The organism is Tardiphaga sp., from assembly GCF_041424195.1.
Taxonomy (GTDB): domain Bacteria; phylum Pseudomonadota; class Alphaproteobacteria; order Rhizobiales; family Xanthobacteraceae; genus Tardiphaga.
This window is the reverse complement of sequence record NZ_JBGMOE010000010.1, coordinates 1-21,828: the sequence shown is the minus strand read 5'-3', so window position 1 is coordinate 21,828 and position 21,828 is coordinate 1. Positions and strand designations below refer to the sequence as shown.

Annotated in this window: 19 protein-coding genes and 1 pseudogene; 9 read left to right on the top strand and 11 right to left on the bottom strand. The window is 59.1% G+C overall.

Going from position 1 to position 21,828, the window contains the following annotated elements:
• Window positions 1-504: 504 nt before the first annotated feature.
• The 5 genes from ACEK02_RS01420 to ACEK02_RS01400 form a co-directional block, all read right to left on the bottom strand.
• Entirely contained in the window at window positions 505-1,059 is a 555-nt protein-coding gene (locus tag ACEK02_RS01420) for a hypothetical protein (protein ID WP_371420029.1), read from the bottom strand.
• 5 nt (window positions 1,060-1,064) lie between these two features.
• Window positions 1,065-1,775 (bottom strand): hypothetical protein, encoded by a 711-nt coding sequence (locus ACEK02_RS01415; protein ID WP_371420028.1) that lies wholly within the window; start codon window positions 1,773-1,775, stop codon window positions 1,065-1,067.
• Between the two features lie 4 nt (window positions 1,776-1,779).
• Window positions 1,780-2,247 (bottom strand): hypothetical protein, encoded by a 468-nt coding sequence (locus ACEK02_RS01410; protein ID WP_371420027.1) that lies wholly within the window; start codon window positions 2,245-2,247, stop codon window positions 1,780-1,782.
• Window positions 2,248-2,474: 227 nt separating this feature from the next.
• A complete protein-coding gene (dinB, locus tag ACEK02_RS01405) occupies window positions 2,475-3,587 on the bottom strand; it encodes a DNA polymerase IV (protein ID WP_371420026.1) in 1,113 nt (370 codons plus the stop codon).
• Window positions 3,588-3,603: 16 nt separating this feature from the next.
• Window positions 3,604-4,206, bottom strand: coding sequence for a TetR/AcrR family transcriptional regulator C-terminal domain-containing protein (locus tag ACEK02_RS01400; protein ID WP_371420025.1), 603 nt, complete (start codon window positions 4,204-4,206; stop codon window positions 3,604-3,606).
• Between the two features lie 113 nt (window positions 4,207-4,319).
• Between ACEK02_RS01400 and ACEK02_RS01395 the strand changes: the two genes are divergently transcribed.
• The 5 genes from ACEK02_RS01395 to ACEK02_RS01375 all read left to right on the top strand — a co-directional run bounded on the left by ACEK02_RS01395 (window position 4,320) and on the right by ACEK02_RS01375 (window position 12,601).
• Window positions 4,320-5,912: an MFS transporter gene (locus ACEK02_RS01395; RefSeq protein WP_371420024.1), complete on the top strand. Its 1,593-nt coding sequence runs from the start codon at window positions 4,320-4,322 to the stop codon at window positions 5,910-5,912.
• The gene (locus ACEK02_RS01390) at window positions 5,912-6,931 is read left to right on the top strand and encodes an HlyD family secretion protein (RefSeq protein ID WP_371420023.1); all 1,020 of its coding nucleotides are present in this window, start codon (window positions 5,912-5,914) and stop codon (window positions 6,929-6,931) included. The genes ACEK02_RS01395 and ACEK02_RS01390 overlap by 1 nt, the downstream gene beginning before the upstream one ends.
• A gap of 1,469 nt (window positions 6,932-8,400) precedes the next feature.
• Window positions 8,401-9,093 (top strand): hypothetical protein, encoded by a 693-nt coding sequence (locus ACEK02_RS01385; protein ID WP_371420022.1) that lies wholly within the window; start codon window positions 8,401-8,403, stop codon window positions 9,091-9,093.
• 43 nt (window positions 9,094-9,136) lie between these two features.
• Window positions 9,137-11,173, top strand: a complete 2,037-nt coding sequence (gene shc / locus ACEK02_RS01380; RefSeq protein ID WP_371420021.1) for a squalene--hopene cyclase — start codon at window positions 9,137-9,139, stop codon at window positions 11,171-11,173.
• 225 nt (window positions 11,174-11,398) lie between these two features.
• Complete coding sequence (locus ACEK02_RS01375) at window positions 11,399-12,601, top strand: patatin-like phospholipase family protein (protein WP_371420020.1); 1,203 nt, start codon at window positions 11,399-11,401, stop codon at window positions 12,599-12,601.
• Between the two features lie 252 nt (window positions 12,602-12,853).
• Here the strand turns inward: ACEK02_RS01375 and ACEK02_RS01370 are convergent, their stop codons facing one another.
• From ACEK02_RS01370 to ACEK02_RS01350, 5 genes are all read right to left on the bottom strand, one after another.
• The gene (locus tag ACEK02_RS01370; protein WP_371420019.1) at window positions 12,854-13,309 is read right to left on the bottom strand and encodes a universal stress protein; all 456 of its coding nucleotides are present in this window, start codon (window positions 13,307-13,309) and stop codon (window positions 12,854-12,856) included.
• Between the two features lie 62 nt (window positions 13,310-13,371).
• Window positions 13,372-13,695: a universal stress protein gene (locus ACEK02_RS01365; protein ID WP_371420018.1), complete on the bottom strand. Its 324-nt coding sequence runs from the start codon at window positions 13,693-13,695 to the stop codon at window positions 13,372-13,374.
• Between the two features lie 12 nt (window positions 13,696-13,707).
• Entirely contained in the window at window positions 13,708-14,382 is a 675-nt protein-coding gene (locus ACEK02_RS01360) for a hypothetical protein (RefSeq protein WP_371420017.1), read from the bottom strand.
• Window positions 14,375-17,530, bottom strand: a complete 3,156-nt coding sequence (locus ACEK02_RS01355; protein ID WP_371420016.1) for an efflux RND transporter permease subunit — start codon at window positions 17,528-17,530, stop codon at window positions 14,375-14,377. The genes ACEK02_RS01360 and ACEK02_RS01355 overlap by 8 nt, the downstream gene beginning before the upstream one ends.
• Entirely contained in the window at window positions 17,527-18,747 is a 1,221-nt protein-coding gene (locus ACEK02_RS01350) for an efflux RND transporter periplasmic adaptor subunit (protein WP_371420015.1), read from the bottom strand. Before ACEK02_RS01350 ends, ACEK02_RS01355 begins: the two co-directional genes overlap by 4 nt.
• A 104-nt stretch (window positions 18,748-18,851) precedes the next feature.
• Here ACEK02_RS01350 and ACEK02_RS01345 point away from each other — a divergent pair, with 104 nt between their 5' ends.
• From ACEK02_RS01345 to ACEK02_RS01330, 4 genes and pseudogenes are all read left to right on the top strand, one after another.
• Complete coding sequence (locus ACEK02_RS01345) at window positions 18,852-19,490, top strand: TetR/AcrR family transcriptional regulator (RefSeq protein ID WP_371420014.1); 639 nt, start codon at window positions 18,852-18,854, stop codon at window positions 19,488-19,490.
• A complete protein-coding gene (locus ACEK02_RS01340) occupies window positions 19,472-20,140 on the top strand; it encodes a TetR/AcrR family transcriptional regulator (RefSeq protein WP_371420013.1) in 669 nt (222 codons plus the stop codon). The genes ACEK02_RS01345 and ACEK02_RS01340 overlap by 19 nt, the downstream gene beginning before the upstream one ends.
• A gap of 129 nt (window positions 20,141-20,269) precedes the next feature.
• A complete protein-coding gene (locus ACEK02_RS01335; protein ID WP_371420012.1) occupies window positions 20,270-20,956 on the top strand; it encodes a TetR/AcrR family transcriptional regulator in 687 nt (228 codons plus the stop codon).
• Window positions 20,957-21,005: 49 nt separating this feature from the next.
• Window positions 21,006-21,095, top strand: a pseudogene (locus tag ACEK02_RS01330) (DoxX family membrane protein); the annotation flags it as partial.
• Window positions 21,096-21,163: 68 nt separating this feature from the next.
• Here ACEK02_RS01330 and ACEK02_RS01325 read toward each other — a convergent pair.
• Window positions 21,164-21,319 carry an oxidoreductase C-terminal domain-containing protein gene (locus ACEK02_RS01325; protein ID WP_371420030.1) on the bottom strand — a complete coding sequence of 52 codons (156 nt, stop codon included), beginning with the start codon at window positions 21,317-21,319 and terminating at the stop codon, window positions 21,164-21,166.
• Window positions 21,320-21,828: the final 509 nt, after the last annotated feature.

The window sequence follows — 21,828 nt, the reverse complement described above, 5'->3', positions numbered from 1 at the left end:
CCAGGCTGGTGGAAGCCTTGCGCGTCGGCCGCGGAAAACTGCGCTGGCCGCAGGCTGATGCGTAACGGAGAGCGGTAGCCATGCTCTATACTCAGCTTGTTGCAAGCCTACGCCGCGTTTGGTCTCAACTCGATGGCAGCGATTATAGGACTTTGGACGCGGTTTCGCCTCGCTTGGCTTTCGTATTGGTTTTGACCATCGCAAGTATGCTATTTATGCGAACGGGGTGACAGATCCTTCTGTGCCGACGCGCGTAACATCTCATCGCAATCCGTTAGGTGTTGAGGAGGCCCGTCACGAATAGGTCTTGGATTAACAGACGACGATCGGTCAGTCCCCATTTCGTGATGGTAGCGCAGGCGCTATGCTCATCAGGCCCGCGCATTTTCAGTTGCTCTTGGCTCTTAGCCGGCCGGCGTCCGAACGACCTCTCGATAACCGTTGGGCCAGCGCGCGGATCAAATCCGCAGAGAGCCCTCCGAAAGGATCGATAGTACCCGACGATCAGAGCGCCTGTTTGACGATCGAAGCCGGTATGCCGAATTCCTGATATCCGGCTGGCGGCACCCAGCTTCGGATAATCGCCTGATCCCCCTCAGTGCGGATGAGCGACCAGGGAATGCCAGGGTCCAAGAATCCTAAAACCCATCCGCGGTCGGGGTACCATAACGACACTTGAACCGTCTTCGTCACCGTCACCTTTGTCGGTGTACGGGACCAGACAAGGGCCGCGTATGCGGTGGTCATAACAACCAATGCAATCATTGCCGGCGAAATAAGGAAGCGGAAATTTAGACGGCGCCCCCACCGTCTGAGCTTCGGCAAAACCGGCTGATGGATTTTCGGTGTCGTCGCCGTGCGTAACGACTGCGTCAACGCCAATACGTCGGCAGGCGTCAGCAGAGGGTCCTGCAGATGGTCGAACCTTTCTTGACGCGATAGAGCGAGGAGCGCCGACAGCCTCTTCTTGCTGGCCTGCGCGACGGCCTCGGCCGAGGCTGTCGCTACCGCCTCGGCCTTCTCATAGCTCGCATTCAGCATCTTCGAGGGCTTTGCCATTTGAGTCACCCCACCAGCCACTCAGCCGCGGGTTTGACCGCGCGCATCGCTTCCAGCCGGAACTTTGCGAGATCACGCCGAATGCGAAGACCAGGCCCGATCCCGTGCGCTTCGCGCAGTTTATTCGGGTTCAGCTGATCCACGATCGCGAGTCCGCCAGCCTGGAGATAGCCCTCCGCGCCGTCCTCCAGCGACTGGGCCTCCAGCGAACTCACGGTGGCGTCGCCCGCCTTGGCCTTGAGCCATTTTGGGTCGACATTGCCATGAAGCCGGTTCTCCACAACGAACCGCGCCGCAGTCCAGGGCTTCGCAAGAGCGAGGAGTCGGGGCGTCTCGACCATAGCACCGGGCTCATTGGTCACGACCACGCACACCGCGAATTCGGCGGCGAGTTCGGGCGCGACATCGGCCAACATCGTGAACAACGAGACCGAGGTATTGGCGCCCACATCGACGATCGTCGGCAGCGTCGCTTTCGACAGAGCCTCAAGCACGGCATCGAACTCGGCACGGGCGGCACGGCCCCCGGTTCGCTCGATTGCCTCGCGGTCGGCACGCATCTGAAAGAAGCTGACCCGCGCCTCGAGTTCGAGAAGCCGGTGGCTGGCATCGATTTCAATGATGGGCGCGCCCTCGACTGCTTCGGCGAGTGCGCGGACGATGAGGGTCTTGCCGACTCCGCCCTTCTCCTGGCTGCTAAAAAGGATACGCGGCATGGTACTAGTCTTTCTCTGTCATCCGTTGAACGCGCTCAAAGGCAAGACGCCGGATCTCGTCTTCGCTCTGAGACGGCCGCTCATCGGCCGCACGCGTATCTGCCTTCAAATCGGGTGACAGGGATAGATGCCTAATTTGCAATGCATTTTTGCGTGGCCGTGCCATCGAGCCCTTCTTGTTCAATTGCTTGGCTTGCCGTTTCTCAGCCTGATGTTCGATCTGACGAACAAGCGCCGTCAGCCGGTTCGTGGTCAGCGGAGTCCGGTCCTTGCCCTGGACGACGCCTTGGGCGGCCAAGGCAGCCGCGATGACGGACCACTCAGTTTTTTGATCGCGCAGCTTGTAGATTTCCGGAAGAGCAGCGCGTATCGCCTTGGTGGTCCCGGTCGTCTCGCGCATGGATACGCGCTTCGATTGCGTGGTCTGTAATTTTGCGGCGTCGGCACGAAGCCGCTTGAGATCCAAGGTCATGACGCAAGACCTAGGCATCAAAACCCGAACTAGCCAGAACTAGAGTAACTAGTGGTTACTAGTCAGCTTACTATTAAAATACTAGTATAATTTGGGGCACACCTGTGCATCTGCCGATGCTCGCCGTCCTCTGCCCCTGTGAGACGGCACTGGACCGATCCATCCGAGATCACCGAAGCTCCAGAGACGACGCTGGCAATCGAGCGGTAATGTCACTGTTGAAAACATCAATTAAAGCCCAGCGCGAGTTGACCACTCGCAGTATCGAGGGAAAGATCGTCTAGGGAACTAATCGTCGCCCCAAGAAGCCTGTTGTCTCGACCGCTCGGAAACATCGAAGCGAGAAGTTCGTCCGCGCATCGGTGAATTTCATCCACGGAATTGAACATTCGCGCTGACGTGGTGCTACGAGTAACTTGCGTAAAATCGTCAAACTTCAACTTGACCGAGAGCGTCCGCCCCTTTCGGCCTTCCTCACATAAATCGATCCAAACGCGATCGATGATCGGGCGGATTTGCGCACTGGCATCCTTGAGATTGGCTATTCTGTTCGGCAATGTGCTCTCGCGTCCAAACGATTTGCGAATCCGCTCGTGGACGACGGGTCGCTGGTCGATGCCCCGGCCAAGCCAGAAATAGAGATGCCCGAGCTTGCCGAAATTAGATGTTAGCGTCGCGAGGCTTGCGGCCTGCAGATCGGCACCCGTGTTAATTCCGAGTGTCGCCATTTTGGATGCCGTGGCCTCACCAATCCCATGAAACTTGCCGATCGGGAGAGAAGTGACAAATTCCGCTCCCCGCGCCGGCGGAATGACGAACTGCCCGTTCGGCTTTCCTCTTCCCGTCGCCATTTTGGCGAGGAACTTATTGTAACTTACGCCGGCCGACGATGGCAGGCCGAGCCTATCTTCAATTTTGTTTCGGATGTCAGTCGCGATTTCAGTTGCTGAGGTCATAGCCGTCCGGTGCACAGTAACATCCAACCAAGCTTCATCGAGAAACAGCGGTTCAATGACAGAGGTGTACTCAGCTAAAATGGAGTGGATCTCGGCCGATACTCTTTCATAGACATCTAGTCGCGGCTCAACGAACACGATGTCTGGGCACAGTCGAACAGCTTCGTTCGAGAACATTCCGCCCTTGACGCCGAAGCTACGCGCTTCATAGCTTGCGGCCGCGACAATGCTGTGGAGGCGAGGTCCTCCGACGTAGATCGGCCTGCCTCTGAGTTCCGCCCGATCTCGCTGTTCGACGGAAGCGAAGAAAGCGTCCATATCGACATGGATGATCTTTCTGGCGAACGCCCCCTCGGGTATCTCAATGCTGTCAGCGTCGTTCATGGTAAAGTCCGGGTTTTCAGGCTCTGACGGCTTTCAGGAAGAGTCCGCATGCCGCGCGAGCTTGCTGCGCAACCCGTTCCGCAGACGGCGGACTTCTCAGGCCCAGAATAATCTCGAAATAATCGTTGCCCCTTACCAAACCGAGGAACTGGCCAGCAGCCTCCCTTGGATCATCAATGTCGATTTCACCGCGATCATGGGCCTTCTCAAGAACGTCCGTCAGCCATGTCAGCCCACGCTCGGGCCCCATCTCGTTAAAGATAGCCGCAAGCACAGGAATGCGAGGAAGCTCTCCGACGGCAACCCGGAAAGCAGCGATGGCGCGTGGTTGCGACAAAAGTGTTAAAAGCCTCTCGGCGAAAGAGATCAGGCTCGACGACAAATTTGACGTCTCTGTGGTACCCGGTTCGAGTCCGTCGAACATGCTCTGGGCGTTCTCTCGCAGAAGCGCCTCGAACAATCCCTGCTTGTTGCCGAAAAAGGCGTAGATCGCTCTCTTCGATCCTCCGGCGCGGGCAATGATGTCGTCAACACTCGTGTCTGCGTAGCCCTGTTTGAAAAACAGTTCGGCCGCTGCATCAAGCAGCGCTTTCCGACGTGGATCCTCGTCCAGAGTCATTCGCCTTATCTTACCATTCCACATTACTCTTGCTTGGTAATGGTTATTACCGTATCAGTCGGATTGGAAGCGGTAACGACTATTACCAGCCTTCAAATCCGCCGAGAAACTGAATGTCACGCGACAAGCCCGCTAAAGCGCCACCGCCGACCGCGCAGCAAGCCGTATCCACACAATCTCCCATGCAGCCAGGCCCGCCGGCCAGCGTGCCCTTGAAAATCGCCGTGGCGCTTTTCGGCATCTGGTTGTCCGCCATGATGGCTGGACTGAATAGCCGACTGAGTGGCCTTGCGCTTGCTGACATTCGCGGGACCTATGGTTTTGGCAGTGACGAGGCGTCCTGGATCAACGTCTGTTATTCTGCGGGCGAACTGCTGATCATGCCTTTCGCGACTTGCTTCGCGATCACGTTTACAGTCCGTCGTTTCTATCTGGGCATGCTTTGGGCGACAGCTGTCATCGCCGCCATTGCGCCCTTTGTCGTCAGTCTGCCGCTACTCGTTGCTCTGCGAACGTTGCAGGGGGTCACGGCGGGCGCGCTCGTTCCACTTCTCATGATGATGGCGCTACGCTTTCTGCCGATGTCAATTCGCCTGCACGGTTTGGCTCTCTATGCTCTCACGGCAACATTTTCACCAAACGTCGCGATCTGGCTCGCAGGTTATTGGCTGGATACTCTGGAAAACGTGAACTGGGTCTCGTGGCAGTTCGTGCCAACTGGGGTGATTTGCACCATACTCGTGGGTTGGGGACTTCCGAAAGAACCGATCCATTGGCAGCGTTTTCAGGGCATCAACTGGTTTGGGATCGCAACGGGCGTGCCGGGCCTGTTCCTTCTCGGTGTAGCTCTTGGTCAAGGCAACCGTCTCGACTGGTTCAACTCTCCGACGATTAATGTCAGCCTCACCGCCGGAGGGATGTTTCTCCTTGCCTATATCAAATCAGAATGGAACCACCCCGCACCGTTCATCAGATTTCAGCTACTCGGACGTCGCAATATACAGGTCGCGTTCACCTGCTTCGTGATGATTCTCGTCGTGTTTTCCTCCGGCGCTTCAGTGCCGATGAGCTTTCTCGCGTCTGCTCAAGGATACCACGCATTAGAGAGCGCACCGCTCGGTCTCATTATCGGCGCACCACAGTTGCTGTTTGGATCACTCGTGGCGCTCCTGCTTTATCGCAAATGGATCGATGCCCGCGCGACGTTCGCTATCGGCATGCTGGTGGTCGCGGCCGCCTGCTTTGGCGGTACGCGAATCGATCCGACATGGACGTGGCATGACTTTGTGACGCTTCAGGTGCTGCAGGCAATCGGGCAGCCCTTGACTGTCGTGTCAATGCTTTTCCTTTCGACAAGCGTGGTGCAGCCGATAGAAGGTCCATTTATCGCTGGTCTGGTCAACACCTTGCGTGTGCTCGGGACTATCATCGGTGCGGCGGTCGTTGGGCGAATTGAACTCGTACGAGATCACTTCCATTCCTCGGTGATTATCGACCGGTACGGTGCCATCGCCGGCACGCTCCCGCATGGTGCTCCGGCCGTCTCTCTGGCACGCGCGATCGCGGTGCAAGTCTCGGCACTCACCACATCGGACGTCTACGCTGTGCTTGGAACGATCGCGCTCGCCATCGCGCTTGCAGCGGCCCTTTTCAAATACGTTCCTGCACCTTCTCTACCTCTCCCCCCAAATGTGGTCTCCACCTAATGCGAAACTATCTGATCTTCAGCGGCCTCCTTGCGACAGCAGTTGCTGTCGGCATTTATTTCAATCAACCGGAGTCGAAAGCCGCCGTGCAATCAACCAACGATGCAAGGCTCGTTGCCGACTTTACAAACGTCGCCGCCCAAGCGAACGGAACCATCGAGCAGGTGCTGACCCATGAGAACCGTAAGGTCACCAAGGGTGATTTGTTGGTCGTCCTCGACGACCGAAATCAGCGGATTGCAATAGATGCATCAGAGGCAGCACTTACTGCAGCCCGGGCACGAGCGAAGACCTTGGAAGGGATGAAGGCGGTTCAAACGGCAACGATCGCGCAGCAGGAAGCTGCTGTCGCGTCGGCGAAAGCCACACAAGCGTTTGCACAGACTGACGAAGCGCGAACCAGACACCTTGTGGAACGACAGACGGTGGCTCAAAAAGTCTTCGATCAGGCTATCTCCGCTTTAGCTGGCGCGAATGCTTCAGTCCTCGGCGCTGAGGCATCCTTCGACGCGGCACGCGGCAATCTCGAAGTCTTGCAGGGACAACTCGAGGGAGCTCTCGCGGACATCTCGCAAGCTGAAGCATCCCTCAAAAGCGCCCGGCTCGCATTGTCGCACACCAAAATCAGCGCTCCGATTTCCGGTACGGTCGGTCACTTCAATGCTCGCGTTGGCAATTACGCGACACCCGGCCAAATCATGCTTTCAATCGTTCCGCTCGATCAACTCTACGTCGAGGCCAATTTCCGCGAATCTCAGCTCGCACGCATTGCACCAGGACAAGTCGTCGAGATCACTGTGGACGCGCTCCCCGGCCTAAGCTTCGAGGGAAAGGTCGATAGCATCGGTCCCGCCGGCGGCGCGACTTACAGCAGCATTGCGCCACAGAATGCCACTGGGAACTTTACCAAGGTCGCGCAACGCTTGCCCGTGCGCATCACGCTCGATCCAGATCAGCAAGGTCACGAACTGATGCGTGCGGGGATGTCGGTACTGCCCTACATCACGACCACGAAGTGAAATATCGGCGATTGTGCCGCTGCTATCAGAACCGAGCTGGAAACGCTGCCTTGCGACCGATGACAATATCTCATCTCTCCGGTGATGTTTCGCTGCCAACCTGAGTAGAGTATGACTCAGACGATCTGCCCCATCGACAACTCGAAATTTTTCCCTCACGCCCCATTTGATGAGCGATCTCAAAATGATTGAGGTCGGGATAGATTTCGGCCACGCCTCCTCTATTTTTCCGTGAGAGTGCATCGCTGAACACAAGGGTTTGACGAACGAATTCCGGACTTTCCTTATTCCCGCAAATAATCTGGATCGGACAATTCAATCTATCAACTCGATCAATTGGGCTGAGATTTCGCACCGCTGCTGCATGCCAAATCCGTTCGCCTGCTTTACAGCGTTGACGGCGTCAGCACCGGCATGGGCGCGTGGCTGCATGCGTAGCCTCAGCGTTCCGTGACGCGCCGCCGTGCAGCAACTCCTCCCCGCCATCCCCGCAGATCGACAAGGCGCGGGACGCCGCTGAACCACATGAACTTCTCGACGGACCAGCCGTTGGACAATTCGGCCAAACTGAACTCGCGATCGCCAAGTCCGAAAGAAGAGCGGCGGACAGCATGCGGCTCCCGGCTTCCAGGCCGTTAGGGACGATCCGGAACGCGGACTTGGCATCATATTTAGCGGCCGCGTCGAGCAATGTGCCGCGATGTTCCGCAGCCCGCCGCTGCTCGCGAAGCGCGGAGGTCCGGAGCATGGAGGCAATCGCCCCCCCCCCGCGCGCGCATAGCATTCGCAAGCCAAAGGGTCTCGCGCGACGAAGATGTCCAGCAGTCCAGCAACCTCGCCGACCCGGCCGCGGCCATCCTGGCGGCGAAGTCGAGCGTTTCGTCGGACGCCTCAGTCGCATCGAAGAAGATAGCCAAATCCTTCCGAGCCAGCGTCTGCGCCACCATTTTCACGGGCGGCTCCTGGGCATTGATCGGGCTCCGTCAGATCACCCCGCATCGCCGGTAATTGCCGCCACGCGCCGAGAACCCCGTTCCCCGGACGCACGCAATATCTCGTTTCGTGCTGCATGACGTTCCGAATCGGTCTCGAGTAGCAGGTCAAGAAATCCCGGCGCCGTTGTCAGGTCGACCGACCTTATCAACCCCGCATCCATCGCGGCCGCCATCATTGGCCGGCCCGGCTCAAGAACGACACGACATCGTGTCGTTAGAAAGTCAACTGAAAAATACTGATGATCGTTCCCGCAGTTGAGAATACCTGCCATTCGTTCCGAGAGGCCGACAAGTTCTTTGACAAAAATTAAACGATACCGTATTGTTATGTTATCCGACAGCGGGTTTTCCGGTATTCGGCCCGAACCACGCAAGACAGACTAGGCGCGCTAACCGGTCCTCCTCCTGGTGCGCGTCGCGACCGGTCCATTCGCCCTGTCCGGACCGGTCGCACCTTTTTTTCCGGGACACGCCATGGCCGCAGACCTCAAATCCCGCCCCGCTTGCTCGTCCGTCGGTGCATCGCCTCGTTACGCGCGGCGCACGGCACTTCTGTCGGCAGCCCTCCTGTTGTCCGGGAGTTGCGTCATGGCAGCAGTTCCGGACGGCGGGTCGCCACCCTCAGACCGTGCGGCAATCGCCGACATCGAAAATTGCTTGCGTCATTTCGAAACCACCACGGTATCCGCCAAGGCTGCCACCGAAGCTGCCGAAGCCATGCTCGACGACGCCACGATCGTTGACGTCGGCTTCGACGTCCAGAACGACCGTCCGGTCTATCGTGCGACCGCCGAGTTCAAGGGACACTTCATCGATGTACTCATCGATGCTTCGTCCAAGGCGGTGGCGCAAAGTCCTGCGCTGCCCAACTCTTCGGAGGAAGACCGTTTAAAGGTCTCCCGATTCAAACGCCTGGGCCTCAAACTGTCGGAGGCGATTTCGATCGGGGAAACATATGGCTCCGGCCGTGCGGTGAGCGCTTCGCTGGACCAGTCTCACGGCAGGGTCGTCATTCTCGTGGTGGTCGTTTTCGAAGGTTATCTCAAGCAGATATCCATCGATCCGACGGGAGAAGCGGAGCGCCGAAAAGGCAGCAGCATGAGCGATCCCATAGAGCGAGCCATGACGCGACGCCAGACGGCACGACCACCCGTCACGATCAGGTAACAAGGGACCTCGCCGCACGGCGAAGTCCTATCCGATAGAATGCATGAGCAATATCGTCATGGAATCCGAATCCGATAGCACGGCGACCGTTCCTTGGTTGCGGCAAGCCATCGATGCCGCTGCGCGGTGGTCGATCGACCGACAACGTCCGGACGGGCACTGGGTGGGCGCTGTCGAGTCCAACGCTTGTATGGAAGCGCAGTGGTGTCTCGGTCTGTGGGTTCTTGGCCTCGACCACCATCCGCTGCGCCCGCGCCTCGGCGCCGCGCTCCTCCAGACGCAGCGGATGGATGGATCCTGGCAGGTCTATTACGGTGCGCCCAGCGGCGACATCAACACCACGGTTGAAGCCTACGCGGCCCTGCGCTCTCTAGGCATTTCCGTGGACGACGAGCGAATGCGCCGCGCGCGGGAATGGATCCTGAGCAAGGGAGGGCTGGGACAAGTACGCGTCTTCACGCGCTATTGGCTCGCCCTCATCGGCGAGTGGCCCTGGGAGAAGACCCCCAACCTTCCACCGGAAGTGATCTGGCTGCCAACCTGGTTTCCCTTCTCCATCTACAACTTCGCTCAGTGGGCGCGCGCGACCATGATGCCCCTGACGATCCTATGCGCCAAACGCCCCGTGCGACCTCTTCCATTCGAGCGGCGTCTCGACGAACTATTCCCCGAGGGACGGACGACCTTCGACTACGATCTGCCGGTCAAACCCGGTGCCGGGCTCTGGGACAGGTTGTTCAGGGCCATCGACAGAACCCTGCACCGCTTGCTCGCTGCCGGTTTGCCCCCGCGGAAAATGCGGCAGGCAGCGATCCGCGACGTTACTATCTGGATTCTCGAGCATCAGGACGCGGATGGTGGCTGGGGAGGCATACAGCCGCCCTGGCTCTACGGTCTGATCGCGTTGCATATCGAAGACTACGGACACGATCACCAGGCGATGGCTAGAGGCCTCGCCTGCCTGGACGCGCCCGGCTGGCGGGTCGACCGCGAAGACGCCACATGGATTCAGGCGACCAACAGCCCCGTTTGGGACACGATGTTGACGGTCATGGCGTTCGAAGATGCCGGCTGCGTTCGCCTCTATCCGGAAGAAACGGACGACGCTCTGGGCTGGCTGCTTGATCGACAAGTCAATATCCCCGGGGATTGGTCTGTGAATCTTCCCGACGTGACGCCCGGGGGATGGGCATTCGAATATGCGAATGACCACTATCCCGACATCGACGATACCGCCGTGGCCCTGATAGCGCTGGCTCCATTCAGATTCGAAAAGAAATGGCGTGGCCGCGGCATCGAGGGCGCGATCGCTCGCGCCTCGCAATGGTTGCGCGCGATGCAGTGCGAAGGCGGCGGTTGGGCCGCCTTCGACCGCAACAACGACCGTGCCGTTCTCACCAAGATTCCGTTCTGCGATTTCGGCGAAGCCCTCGATCCGCCATCGGTCGATGTCACCGCGCACGTCATCGAGGCATTCGCTAAACTCGGTATTTCTCGGGAAGACGAGGCAATGCGGAAGGCGCTGGCCTTCGTATACGCTCATCAGGAGCCGGAAGGGCCGTGGTTCGGCCGTTGGGGCGTCAACTACATCTACGGAACCGGCGCCGTACTGCCGGCGCTTGCGGCTATCGGCGAAGATATGTCGCGACTGGAAATCCAGCGGGCCTGCGACTGGCTAATCGACCATCAGCAATCAAATGGCGGCTGGGGCGAAAGCTGCGCGTCATACATGCAGCCCGAACTTGCAGGACTCGGAGACACGACAGCATCCCAGACGGCTTGGGCGCTGATGGGGCTGATCGCAGCTGACCGCGAGTCGGACTATCCGGCGATCGAGCGCGGGTGCCGATATCTCGTCGAGCAGCAAAAGGATGGCACCTGGGACGAACCACAGTTCACCGGCACCGGCTTTCCCGGATACGGCGTCGGACAATCGATCAAACTCGATGACCCCCGATTACATGAACGACTGAGCCAAGGGCCCGAGCTCTCTCGCGCCTTCATGCTCCGCTACGATCTGTACCGTCATTACTTTCCGCTGATGGCGCTCGGCAGGGCCCGCCGGCTCCTCGGACGTTAACTCACCGCGACGACGCGTTTCGTAAACGCACATTCAAGATGATCGGGCGGCTGACGAAGACACTACTTTCGCCGGTGCCGGATTGTCGTTGCCACTCTTCACCGGGTTGGCGCGGCCCGGGAGATCCTGCGGATCGAAAGGCATTGCATAACAATACGATTTCGTTTAGTTTAAAACTAAGCGCCCACGACTTGCGCGACACTTCATCCACCGCCCGCCAATATCATGCCCTTCCGTCGACGACCGTCGAACGATCCATCATCCGGATCCCGCACGACCAGCATTTCGTTTCGTGCCTGCATCGCGGCAGGTCTTTGCCTGGCACTTGCCGCCTGCGCGTCGGTCGCGCGCATACCCTACACAGAACAGGAAGCGCGCTCATCCACTGTCCTCGGTCTCCGCGATCTGCGTCGGTACGCGGACGATCCGCTTTCGCGCTTCGCAGACACGCCGCTGGCAGGACCGCGTGTGAGCTATCTCGCTTTATCCGGCGGAGGCGCTGACGGCGCCTACGGCGTCGGTGTGCTCAACGGATGGACCGCAACAGGAAACCGGCCGTCATTCTCGATCGTCTCCGGCGTCAGCACCGGCGGCTTGATCGCTCCTTTCGCCTTCCTGGGCCCAGCCTATGATGGCGTGCTCCGGGAAGTCTACACCAGCGGAATCGCGGAAAGCCTGCTGGACGACTCGAATCTGCTACGCGCCGTTTTCGGCGCCGGTCTTGCCGGCAATACACGGCTACGCAGCCTCGTCTGCCGATATGTCGATGCAGATGTATTACGGGAGATCGCCCGCGAGCACCCCAAGGGACGACGCCTTTACATAGTCACCACCGATCTGGACACGCAGCGGACTGCGATTTGGGACATGGGCAGAATCGCATCGGTCGCCACACCGGCCGCTCTCGAACTGGCCCAGGACGTCATGACGGCATCCGCCAGTCTCCCGCTGATCTTCCCGCCGATGCTGATCCAAGCGGAGGCAGGCGGGAAGCACGTCCAGGAAATGCACGTCGACGGAGGCGTGAACGCGCCGATCCTCACGCTTCCGGACCAGTACCTGCTCCGTCGCCAGTCTCCAGCGCGGAACGCGCAGGTCGATATGTATCTACTGGTCAACAACAAGATCGAGCCGGAATTCACGCTGGTCAGGAATTCGTCGCTCGACGTGGCTTCGCGAAGTATCTCCTCCGTCACAAAGAGCCAGACGCGCTCGATCATTTTTTCGACCTACGAATTCGCCAAGCAGAACGGCCTTTCGTTCGCCCTGTCGTATATCGAGCGGGACTATCCTTCGAACAAACGTTCGGAGTTCGACACAGCCTATATGCAAAACCTCTACGACTTCGGGTTCAACAAAGCCGCGACAGGCTCGGCGTGGCGACATTCCCTCCCGATGGGCGATGACGCCGTGGCTGGCCTGCACTGAGGGCAGCCTCTGTCCGTCACGGAGCGATGACCCGTTGCGTTGAGTGGAGGATTCGACGGTGCGACGGCGTCTGCATGGGGCGTCTCTTTCACGTAGAGCGAGGCTCTTTGGACTGCTGGACCGCCTCTGCCTGGTGGAGCAGCCTACAGGTACGGTGCATCGCGAGGGCAATCCGCAGAACAGGATCGTCGCGAACCGCCCGCTCGAAGAGATCTCCTGAATACACAAAACTCGCTATAGGCGACCTGGCATCTAGTGAGCAATGAGTGTCGGGATCGCGACGTGGCGCGTCAGAGAGCGGGTCACGCCACCGAAAATGAGTTCTCCAGTCCTGCTGTGACTGTACGCGCCGATCACGATGAGATCGCTTTCGCAGTCTCGTGCCTGCCGCAAGAGCGCGTTAGCGATCGTTTCGCCATTGGACGCGGTTTGCGCGACTGTCACCGCGGCACCATGTCGAGCAAGATAGCGCGCGATGTCGCTGCCCGGCTGTTGACCATGGCTGTCATTGGTCTCTGGATCGACAATCACGACGGACACCGAGATCGCGTCCTTCAGCAGCGGAAGTGCGTCGATCACCGCTCGCCGCGCTTGTTGGCTCGCATTCCAGCCGATCGTGACGTGCTCTCCGATGCGGTCGAATTTCCATTCTTCCGGCACGATCAGATGGCACGCCCGAGGCAAGAAACAGCAGATCTCGGCGGACATACCGCTTGGCAGAACGATCGTTGCGGCAGCGCCGATAACAACCAGATCGACGTGGAGAGCGTTTAGAACCGCTTCCTTCTGGCCTCGGTTCGACCGATAATGCGGAATTCTGCGGAAATGTCTTTTGTAGCGATTGCCGCGGTGAACGCATCCAACGCCACTTCTCTCGCCTGTCGCTCCTCTGCTTTTTGCCGCGCGATGATCTTGGCGATTGCGTCGTGTCCTCTCGCGAAGCCATCCGCCGGGTGTCCGTCTTCGACGGGTGGCACGACATGCAACCCGATCAAATGCGCTCCATATCGCTCAGCGAGTTGCACAGCATAGCGCAGTGCGGTGTCGGGCAACGCGTTGATGCCGACGAATACGGCAATGGATTTCCACGGCATCGGGTTTCGCTCCTAGCAGGACGATCGTTTCTGGGCCCCACGCGCATCGGTGAGAGACAGCCCGAGGCCAACAATGGCAACGCCTTGAAACAGAAGGTCACCGCCGACAATGGCGTTCGGGCGAATTGGAGTTTCCAGCAGGTATCCGATGCCCACGAATGCCGCGCCGATGATCGCCACATAGCCAGAAGATTGCATCCAGCGTCCCGAGCAATACGGCATCGTCAAACCAATCCAGAGACGAGTTGCCCCGGACGCAATCATGAGGGCGATCAAACATAGTGGCGACCAGCTATCGCTATAAGTGGATATCGCAACCAGCGCATATCCGATGCCGATTCCGAAAGCTCCATAAGTCAGCCAATCCAGGTAGAGGCGCCTTTCTGCAATTTTGATCAAAAAGATCGCTATCGTCATGCCAGCGAGCATGGCCGCAACACCCGGAGAATCGCCAACCACCGCCATCCTCAAAACATCAGACATCAACAGAAGGCAACTGAAGGTGAGGAGCAATCCGCCGAGGAGCGAGAGTCTCAGCCAGTCCTTCGCAGCACTAAAACGACCACGATGTGCCCGACGGCTCGCACAGGCCAAAACTGCCGCGCGCCTTCCCAACACCGAGCGCGGCATGCTAAGTTGATGGTGTGCGCGTGCGCGCGGAACCGTTGCGGGCCCTTGCTCATGCATGAGGGCGCTCCGTATGCTCATGATGCTTCTGCCTTTTGCCGATCATCGACTTCAGACGTTCACGCATGGACTGGAATGCGACATAAAGCATGGGGATTAGGAATATGCCGAGCGAGCTCGCAGCAATCATGCCGACAAACACCGGCGTACTGACGTTTTGCCGTGCCATCATCGATGCGCCATTCGTCCATACCAGCGGCACAAGGCCAAGGATGAACGCGATCGACGTCATCATCACCGCGCGGAAACGAAGCTTCGCCCCGAGCTCGGCCGCCTCGCGAATGCTGAGCCCGGCCTCACGCTGCTCCTTCGCGAACTCGATGATCAGAATGCTATTCTTGGCCGCCAACGCGATCAAGACGACAAGACCGATCTGGGCATACAGGTCGAGCGTCATGCGGGCCAGCACGATGCCCACGAATGCCCCGAGAACGCCGACCGAGACTGAAAGCAACACAGGAACGGGAATGATCCAGCTTTCGTAGAGTGCGACGAGAAAAAGATAGGCAAACAGCAGGGCCAGACCCAGGATGATCGTCGTCTGGCCTTGGGCCTTCTGCTCTTGATAGGCCGTGCCTGTCCATTCGTAGCCAAAGCCTCTTGGCAGCACGCTCGCTGAAAGTTCGGCCATCGCCTTGACGGCCTCGCCGGTCGCTACACCCGGCGCCGGCGATCCGTTGATCGTGACGGCTCGATAGTTGTTGTAGCGCGTGATGACTGCGGGACCGGTAATGGTCCGCAGGCTCGCGATGGACTGCAAGGAGACCATTCCGCCGCTCGCATTCCGGACATAGATGTCCCAAAGCGCGGGAATGTCTCGTCGGCCCGAAGCATCGCCTTGCAGATTGACCTGCCAGGTTCTGCCGAACAGATTGAAGTCGTTGATGTAGAGCCCGCCAAGCGTGCTCTGCAGCGTGGAAAAAATTTCGTTGATGCCCACGCCCAATTGCTGGGCTTTCTCGCGATCGATGTCCAGGAACAACGACGGTGAACTCGCGCCATAGGTGCTGAATACACGCGTCAGACGCCGATCTTGGTTGGCTTTGTCGAGCAAAACGTTGGTCACGGCGCCGAGGGTCGTCGGATCCGCGCCTTCGAGGGACTCGAGCATGTATTCGAAGCCACCGCTGGTCGAAAGACCGACCACGGCCGGCAGATTGAACGGCAGGATCATCGCCGAACGAATCTTCTGCACGGCAACGAAGGTTTCGCCAACGAGCGTTTGCACTTTGTCGGCGACCGCCTTGCGGTCGGTAAAGGGCTTGAGCCTGACGATCATGAAGGCGTTGTTGCTTGCGGAGAAATTGTCGAGGAGCGAAAAGCCGATGATCGAGATTACGCTCTGCACCTGCGGCATCTTCTGTATGGTCTGCTCGACTTCCCTCACCACCTCGCTCGATCTCGAGACCGATGCGGCATCCGGCAGCTGCACATTCACGAAGAACGCGCCCTGATCTTCCTCGGGCAGAAATCCGGTGGGGGTGATCGATCCGAGCCCGGTAATTCCAACGCCGCTGACGATCACGATGACGATCGACATAACGGAAAAACGGAGCGTCTTGCCGACCAGCCAGGCATAGGTGTCACGTATGCCGTCGATGCGATTGCTGAGCCATCCCATCACGCCGCGCTTCGGAGCACCGTGGCGCAATACAATGGCACAGAGTGCTGGCGAGAGGGTCAGGGCGTTGATCGCGGAAATCAGCATGGAGACGCTGATCGTCACGGCAAACTGGCGGAACAGCTCGCCCGAGATGCCGGGAATGAAGCCGATCGGCACGAACACGGACAGCAGGACGAGCGTGATGGCGATGATCGGAGCAGTCACCTGCGCCATCGCCTTCTTGGTGGCATCAGCCGGAGACAGGCCGGGCTCCTCCTCCATGACACGCTCGACGTTCTCGACAACGACGATGGCGTCATCCACCACGATGCCGATCGCGAGAACCAAAGCGAGGAGCGAGACAGTATTGGCCGAATAGCCGAGCGCCAGCAACATGCCGAATGTGCCGATCAGGCTGACCGGAACCGCGACGATCGGAATGATCGTCGCACGGAGGTTACCCAGAAAGATGAAAACAACCAGGGCAACGAGGACGAACGCTTCAATTAGTGTGTGAACGACAGCTTCGATCGTGTCCCGCACGAAATCGGTAGAATCATAGATGACCCCCGCCTTCATGCCTTCGGGGAATCGGCTCTGCAGCGCCTTCAGCTTTTCGTTGACTGCGGCGGCCGTGGTGAGCGCGTTGGCGCCTGGTGCCAGGAACATGCCGATGCCAATGGCCGGACTGCCATTGAGCCGCGCCTCTGCGTCCTCGTTCTGCGCGCCCAGTTCCAGCCGAGCGACATCACCGACACGAAGCACCGAACCGTCCGGATTTGCCCGCAACAACACGGTGCCGAATTCTTCCGGTGTCGTGAGCCTTCCCTGCGTTTGCAGGTTCATCTGGAATTTCTGATCATCCGGTACCGGCCGCGCGCCGATACGGCCGACCGCCGCCTGAGTATTTTGGGCGGTAACAGCCTTGACGACATCGGACGGTGCCAGGCCGAGGCTCGACAGCCTGTCGATATCGAACCAGATCCGCATCGAGTAGTTCATACGACCGAACAACAAGGCCTGTCCGACACCAGGCGTGCGGGACAATTCGTCCATGACATTGATGACCGCATAGTTCGTCATAAACAGCGTGTCGAACTTCTGTTCGGGACTGTAGATGTTGACGAACTGCAGGATCGACGACGACTTCTTGCGGACAGTCAGGCCCAGCGCCCGAACTTCGGCCGGAAGCTGGGACAGCGCGGTCTGAACCCGATTGTTGACGTTGACCGTATTGATGTCCGCGTCTGTGCCGAGCGCAAAGCTCACAGTCAGCGTATAAGCGCCGTCGTTGCCGCTGGAGCTTTTCATATAAAGCATTTTATCGACGCCGACGACCTTCGACTCGATCGGTTGGGCGACGGTTGCTTCCAGAACCTCGGCGGACGCGCCGGGATACATGGCGGTAACCTCTACCTGGGGCGGCACGATGTCGGGTAACTGCGCGACGGGAATCCGCATCAGTGCCAGACCACCTGCGAGGCTCATCACGATGGCGATGACGATGGCCAAGCGAGGCCGGTCGATAAATACCGAGGAAATCACTTGACTGGCTTCCCTTCGGTTGGCCGCGCGGCAACCGGCTCAGCCGTGACGCGGATGTTCGGGCGGGCTCGCTGAATTCCCTCGACCACCACGCGCTCGCCAGCCTTCAGCCCCTCGATGACGGACGCATTCTGTGCCGTCGATTGACCGAGCTTGAGCCGACGCTGCTGGACGATATCGCCGTCGCCAACGACATACACATAGTCGCCTTGCTGGTCGGTCAGCACGGCCGCCCGTGGAATGGCCAAGACCTGATGCGTCTGCACCGATTCCAGCACGACCCGGACCAACTGGTCATTGGTCAATTCGCGGCGACCGCTCGGCAAAGCAGGATTGGCGATCGTTCCGCGCATGACGATCGAGTCGGTGTCGCGCGCAACGTTGATATCGACGAAATCGAGTTTCCCAGTCTGCCCGTAGATTTGCCCGTCCGGAAATTTGAGGCGCATCCGGATCCCGTCAAACCCCTGTTCGCCATCGATCTGCTTGTAGATATGCACCAGTCGTTGCGCGGAGATCGGAAAGGTGACGTACATCGGATCCTGACTGACGACGGTTGCCAGACTTCCGGTCGAAGGGCTGACGACGTTACCGACGGTGACGGACGCACGTCCGACGCGCCCATCAATCGGCGCTTTGATTTCGGTGTAATCGAGGTTGATTTCCGACTGCTGCAATTGCGCCTTCGCGAGCCGGAGTTGCGCCGCGGCAGTCTTTTGTGCCGCTGTGGCATTGTCGGCTGCGCTCTGGCTCACGGCCGACGTCGGCAGCAGCGCGTTGGTGCGCTTCAGGGCCAAGTCGGCATTGTCGAACTGCGCCTGAGCCTGGGCCACGGCCGCCCGCTTCGCTTCGGTATCGGCTTCGAATGGTGGCCTTTCCAAGCGAAACAGCAAATCGCCCTTCTTGACGTCGGCCCCCTCTCCGAAACTGCGTTCATTCAGAAAACCGGTGACACGTGCGATCAGTTCGACCCGGCCGAGCGCTTGAATGCGGCCATTGACCTCGTTTGTTTCGGTAATAGCCACGGGGGCAGCGACCACAATACCCACTGCAGGCGGTGGCGGGCTGGCGGGTTGCGCTGTCGCGGTGCTGGACGTCGCCCAGCCGACGCCAAGCACTGCCAAGACCAGAGCGAACGGCACAGGACAGCGAGGCACCGCAGGTGCTACCGAGGCTACGCTATTGACGACATTCCGTGGCGACGAATCTCTGCTCATCAATACGATCACTCCGTGAGAATTGACATAACTAAACGAAACGGTATGGTATTGTCAAATAGCGAAGCATTCGCTCGCCCGCAAGTGAGAACAAGAGACCGATCGTGAGACGGCAAATTCAGCCAGAGAATTATCCGGCCGGACAGAGCGCTCCGACGACGGAAAATACGGCTGAGCGCATCCCCCGCTCGGCGACGCAAGTGTTCCTGCGCGCGGGCTACGACCGGGCATTGGTCGGTGAGATCGCGAAGGCATCGAAACGTACGATCTATGCCAGGTACGCGGGCAAGACCGCCCTTTTCCGTGCCGTGATCGAACATCGTATGGCGCATTGGCAAGAGTCGGTCCGCACCCACGAAGCGTGCAAAGGAGACCTGCGAGCATCGCTCGAAGACCTCGCGCGACATCTGGCACAGTGCTGGCTTCACCCCGTCTCGGTCGACCTGCAGCGTATAGTGATCACCGAGAGCCACCGATGGCCCGACCTCAGCCTCTTTTTCATCGATTCCGCGTCGCGACCGGCGATAGCGCTGATCGAGAGGATAGACGAACGACATAGCAATGATCTGGGGCTCATCGACCTTCAAACAGCCGCCGAGCAATTTTTTGGCCTCACGATTGAGCACCATCTGTTCAACGCTCATTTCGGGAGCTTGACGAGCGGTCCGGAAATGACACAGCGCATCAAGACGTCGGTCGACATCTTCCTGCACGGCGTCCATGCATGGGGCAACCGGACGTGATGGGGACGGGAGTAAGGGCCAAGCCGCCGCAGCGCGAAGTGCGAAGGCGCCCGCAATCGACCGCTACGCGGGACCTTATCGTTCGCACGACGGAGCGGGCGATCCTCGACCTCGGCATCGCCCGGATCACGACCCGCAAGCTCGCCGACCTCGCTGCGGTGTCGGAAGCCACGATCTTCAAATATTGGCCGACCAAGGAAGACCTAATTCTGGATGCGCTGCAGCGGCGAAACGCTCCGGACGCCGCCGTACTGGACGAAATTTCCGGGACCGCCGATTCCGTCGAGGCGGGCCTTCGCCGGATCACTTCGACGGCGGTGCGTTATTACGAAGGAATCATGGGTCCCCTGATCGCGGCGATGGCCGACGTGAGCATTCTTCCCCATCACCGGGAATGGCTGCTTCGGGAAGCACCGGTTGCAGCCCTATCGGCGGCGACGAACTCGTATCTATCGGGGGAACGCAGACGCGGACGTGTCCGGGACGACATTGATCCATCGACGGTTGCCGATATGCTGCTTGGAGCATCATTGAGGCATGTCGTCGGCCGGATGTTCCGGGGCGATTTGCCCAGCACGCGGTCGGACAACGCCTTCTCGCGGAAGCTCGCTGATGCGCTCGCCCTGATGATCGCCTCGCCGCCAGAATGAGGCCGACCTCTCAACATCGGACCGGACGGCAAACCGTCATTTGTCGATGAGGCGGTTCTCCACAGCGAAAGGTTTTGGACGTTGATCGAAGGTGTTACGATATCGGATCAGTTTCATAGGAGCAGCCTCATGGCTCGGACTGCGGTAGCGCGACCGCGAACGGCGTCGGAAAAGACCGTGAAGTCACGCGGCGGGCGGCCAACGAAATCCGCGGCGATCGAACGCGATCTTCGGCTGCTGGACTGCGCGACCGAACTTTTTCTCGAGCGTGGCTTCGACGCGACCTCGATCGACGCCGTCGCGGAAGCGGCTCGGGTCAGCAAGCCAACCGTCTACGGTCAGTACGTGGACAAGCGTGGCCTTTTCGAAGCCGTGCTCAAGCGGGAGATCGGTCGGTGGATAGCCCCGCTCGCCGCTGCGGCCGAAATCACGCGCACCGGCAAAAACGTCGCGTCGTTCGAAAAGCAGCTTGTCGAACTCGGGCGCCAACTGATTGCAACCAGCGCGAGCAAGGGTGCCAACGCGGTCGTCCGCATTCTCGCAGCGCAATCGGCAAGCTTTCCAGAACTCGGAGAACTCGCCTTTCGCGAGGGCTGGTCGCGGCTGACCGGTCGCGTCGAGCATTTGTTCGATGAAATGGCCGGAAAGGGGCTCTGCAAAGTCGATAGCGCGGCCGCTGCGGAAGCCTATCTCAGCATCGTCGTCAGCTCCGCGATGAGATCGATCATCTATCGCCGTCCGATCGACGTCGAGGCCGACGAAAAGCGGATGCGTGCCGCCGTCCGGATTCTCTTCGGCGGGCTGGTTGCCAGATAACCCCGATCGGGACCGCAGCCACAACGATTGCCGTTGACCGGAAGGCGTCATTGAGCTGATCGGTGGGTTCCTGTTCCCGATTGGTTTAAAAACCAGGTATGCCGCTTTCGTTCTCTCGGGGTTCATGGCGGTTGCTTACTTCATCGCGCATTTTCCGAAGGGCTTCTATCCCGCGGAACGGAGGATACATAGGCGATTTCAGCGTTGCTACGCCGCACACGACTTCAGGTCAACGGCGGGATCCGCGGCCTGTTCGGGGGTGAGCGAGGATCCCGCTGCAAAGATCTTCCTTCCGATCATGTGGTCAGATGAACGATTGACGGACTCTATCGCGACAAGGTCGTTGTTTCGATAGCTGAAGATAAAGAACGAACCCGATTTTCAATCGCCCCGCAGCACATATTGTTCAGAGCCAGAACCGAGCCCGACGATCTGAAGCTTGGTAGCTGCGCCTCGAATTAATGTCCCTACGCCCCGAATTAACTATGTTTCGCGCGTTAAGGACGTCTCGTCGCATAAACCCACCTCGGGGCATACGGTCGCAATGGGCATCACACCGCAAAACGGGAAGGTCTGCGCCTCGGAGAATCGAGATGCAAATCCAACCAGAACGCGCAGCAAGCCTTTACCTGTGTTTCAGATGTAGCGCCCCGCGCCCATCGGAACATAGCCGACGTCGCCCGCCTCAAATTCATCCGTCACTGCTCCCTGCTGCGAGGAACACGGTCATTTCGGATTCACCCTCAATGAAGTATTGCCACTCGTTCGCGTTGGGAGCCAGTAGAGCTCTCTGATGGCGCCCGGATCGATCTCAAGATGTCAATCGGCGTTCAAATTTGACCCCGGATCGGCGTCCAATTTTGACCCCTTTG